Here is a 3,750-nt window from a genome sequence, read left to right on the forward strand (position 1 = left end):
GTCTTGCCCAGCAAGTGGTCGACCAGCCGGCCGCGTCCGAACCGCCCGCCCATGCGATGGGCGGCCGACAGGGCCTTCTGGGCCGCCTGGCTGGCGTCGACGCCCAGCGGCGGCGAGACGCAGATGTCGCAGACTCCGCAGCGCTCGACCCCCTCCTCGCCGAAATAGCGGCGAACGGCGGCGGCGCGGCACGTGACGCCTTCCAGCATGGCGTAGAACTGGCGCAGCTTGCGCAGTTGCACGGCCTTGACCTCGTCGGGCGCGCTCTGGGCCTCGATGCGGCGCACGGCCCAGGCCAGGTCGGCCGAGCTGTAGAGCGTGATGCCCTCGGCCGGCTGGCGGTCGCGACCGGCCCGGCCGATCTCCTGCCAATAGGCCTCGATGGCGGCCGGGGGATCGGCGTGGATCACGAAGCGGACGTCGGGCTTGTCGACCCCCATGCCGAAGGCGATGGTCGCGACCATCACCGCCTCCTCGGCCTCGAGGAACTCCTCCAGCCGCCGGGCGCGTAGAGTCTTGTCCAGGCCGGCGTGGTAGGCGAGCGCGGGAATGCCCTCGGCGATCAGCTTTTCGGCCAGTTTCTCGGTGGAGTCGCGGCTGCCGGCATAGACGACGCCGGCGCGGTTGGCCCGCTCGGTGACCAGTTCGATGACCCGCTCGTGGCCCTTGCCCTTCTTGCGCTCGGCGTTCAGGGCCAGTTCGTGACGGGCGAAGCTGTCGACGAACTCGGCCGCGCCCTGCAGGCGCAGCTCGGCGCGGATGTCGTCGCGCGTCCGGGCGTCGGCGGTGGCGGTGACGGCCAGGCGGGGAGCGTGCGGGAACACCTCGGCCAGGCGGCCCAGCATCCGGTATTCGGGGCGGAAGTCATGGCCCCACTGGCTGACGCAGTGGGCCTCGTCGACGGCGACCAGCGACAGGGGCAGGCGCGACAGGCGCTCCAGCATCGAGGGCTGCATCAGGCCTTCGGGCGACAGGTACAGCAGGTCCAGCCGGCCGTCGTCGATCCGCCGCCAGATCTCGGACCGTTCGGCGGGCAGGGTGTTGGAGTCCAGGCGCTCGGCGGCCACGCCGGCCTGCTGCAGGCCGGCCACCTGGTCGGCCATCAGCGCGATCAGCGGCGAGACCACCAGTCCCAGGCCCGGACGGACCAGGGCGGGGATCTGGTAGCACAGGCTCTTGCCGCCGCCGGTGGGCAGCACGGCCAGGGCGCTGCGCCCTTCCAGCAGTTCGGTGATCACCCCGGCCTGAAGGCCCCGGAAGTCCGAATGGCCGAAGGTGCGGCGCAGAACCTCGCGCGCCGTCTCGAGCGAAGCGGGCGGCCGGTCTTGGGCGGAATCAGGAAGGTCGTACACGGGCGTGTTCTGACAGCGCCCGGACCTCAGGCCAAGCGCGGCGCCACGATCTGGCCCCTAAAATCTTGCAGAGGGAATTCGCATCAAAAGCGGACATCGGGTTCAACGGCTCTGCAACACGGCTTGTCAGCCTGCCGGGCGGGACGATCGGAAGCCGAAACGAACCATGAACACGCGAGGCGCGCAAGGCGGGTGAAGAAGCGTTCATCTCTCGTCAATCTTGTCGCGCGTTTTGTGGGCTTCAGCTAAACGGATTTCGGCGCGACCTCGGGACATCCGCGCCTTCGGGAACAGGACGACATGGCCAACGGCACCTTCGGCGGGAACAGGCCGGCGAAGCCCCAGCGTACGCCGCTGCAGGCGCTGCTCTACTGGACGATCGTGCTCGGCGTCTGGGGCCTGATCTTCGTCGTAGCCTTCTTCGCGGTGTTCGCCAGCGATCTGCCCGACACGTCCAAGCTCTACGACGTCAAGCGCCAGCCCTCGATCAACTATCTGGACCGGTCCGGCGCCCTGCTGGCCGTGCGCGGCAGCCAGTACGCGCCGCCGGTCGACCTGGACGCCCTGCCCGAATACGTGCCGGCCGCCTTCGTCGCCATCGAGGACCGCCAGTTCTATCACCACATCGGCTTCAACCCCTGGGGCATCGCCCGCTCGCTGATCTGGAACCTGAGCCACGAAGGCGGCCCCCAGCGGGGCGGCTCGACCATCACCCAGCAGTTGGCCAAGAACCTGTTCCTCAGCCCGGCCCAGAACTATCGCCGCAAGGCCCAGGAGCTGATCCTGGCCGTCTGGCTGGAGCTGAAGTTCAGCAAGAAGCAGATCCTGGCCCTCTACATGAACCGGGTCTATTTCGGCGCGGGCGCCTATGGCATCGAGGCCGCCTCGCAGCGCTATTTCAACAAGCCGGCGTCGCAGCTGACCGTCGGCGAGGCCGCCCTGCTGGCCGGGTTGATGAAGGCTCCCGCCCGCTATTCGCCGGTCTCGGCCAGCGATCGCGCCGCCCGCCGCGCCACCATCGTGCTGGACGAGATGGTGCGGATGAAGGCCATCACCGCCGAGCAGCGCGACCAGGCCTTCGCCGAGCCCGTGCGGGTTTCGGCCACCCTGGCCAACCAGCGCGCCCAGTACTTCACCGACTATGTCGACGCCCAGGTGCGCTCGCTGGTCGGCGAACCGACCGAGGACCTGGTCGTCGAGACCACCCTGGACCTGCCGATCCAGGTCGCCGCCGAACGCTCGGTGCAGGTCGGGGTCGAGGGCCACAAGACCCAGGGCGTCCAGCAGGCGGCCCTGGTCGCCATCGACGGCGAAGGCCGCATCCGCGCCTATGTCGGCGGCGCCGACTATGGCGAGAGCCAGTTCGACCGCGCCACCAGCGCCCGCCGCCAGGCCGGCTCGGCCTTCAAGCCGTTCGTCTACCTGACCGCCATGGACCAGGGCCGCAATCCCAGCGTCGTCGTCAATGACGAGCCGGTGAAGATCGGCAATTGGGAGCCCAAGAACTACACCAACAAGTATCTGGGCCAGATGACCCTGCAGACGGCCCTGGCCCAGTCGATCAACACGGTCGCCGCGCGCCTGGCCAGCGAGGTCGGCACCAGCAACGTCGCCGCCACCGCCCGCCGCCTGGGGATCACCAGCAAGATCCAGTTGGACCCCTCGATGGCCCTGGGCGCGGTCGAGGTCTCGCCGATGGAGATGGCCCAGGCCTACGCCCCGTTCTCGAACGGCGGCTTCCTGGCCAAGGGCTACGGCATCGAGCGCATCCGCACGACCAGCGGCAAGGTCCTGTACGACCACAGCGTCGACAAGACCCAGCGCCCGGCGGTGATCGGCTCGCCGTCGCTGCAGTACATGAACCAGATGATGCGCCAGGTCGTGGCCGGCGGCACGGGCACCCGGGCCAAGGTCGCCGGCTACGACATCGCCGGCAAGACCGGCACCACCAGCGACTACCGCGACGCCTGGTTCGTCGGCTACACGGGCGGCTTCGTCACCGCGGTGTGGACCGGCAAGGACGACAACACCTCGATGAAGCGGGTCACCGGCGGCGGCGCCCCAGCCGAGATCTGGAAGACCTTCATGTCCGCGGCCCTGCCGCGCCTGAAGGCCACCCCGATCCCCGGCGGCGTGATCGAACCCCCGCCCCCGGCCACCGACGACCCGATCGGCGACATCCTGACGGGGCCGACGGGTCCGGAAGGCCCGGCGGCCGAGACGCCCGCGCCTGGCACCCCGGCCCCGGAGCAGCTGCCTTACTGACCTAGGGGGCGATCACTTGCCCCCTACGGATCGCTTCGCGATCGTCTTCCCCCACAGGGGGAAGAGGTGCCGTGGCGTCCTCCGCCCCCTACGGGGGCGGACAGACCGCGAAGCGGTCAGGTGGGGGCAAGTG

Annotated in this window: 2 protein-coding genes; one reads left to right on the forward strand and one right to left on the reverse strand. The window is 69.6% G+C overall.

All coding sequences use genetic code 11. The features are described 5' to 3' along the window. Positions 1-1,352: DNA helicase RecQ (gene recQ / locus AC1DZ6_RS21145; protein ID WP_477099101.1), on the reverse strand; the 1,352-nt coding region annotated here is incomplete at its 3' end. Between the two features lie 300 nt (positions 1,353-1,652). Between recQ and AC1DZ6_RS21150 the strand changes: the two genes are divergently transcribed. Next, positions 1,653-3,617 (forward strand): transglycosylase domain-containing protein, encoded by a 1,965-nt coding sequence (locus AC1DZ6_RS21150; protein WP_477099102.1) that lies wholly within the window; start codon positions 1,653-1,655, stop codon positions 3,615-3,617. Positions 3,618-3,750 lie beyond the last annotated feature (133 nt).

The sequence above is a fragment of the Caulobacter sp. P1_B12_2 genome, from assembly GCF_056406675.1.

What these genes read in the sequence shown, in the direction of transcription:
- AC1DZ6_RS21150 (WP_477099102.1), top strand. Translation starts at nt 1,653, where the DNA reads ATGGCCAACGGCACCTTCGGCGGGAACAGGCCGGCGAAGCCCCAGCGT.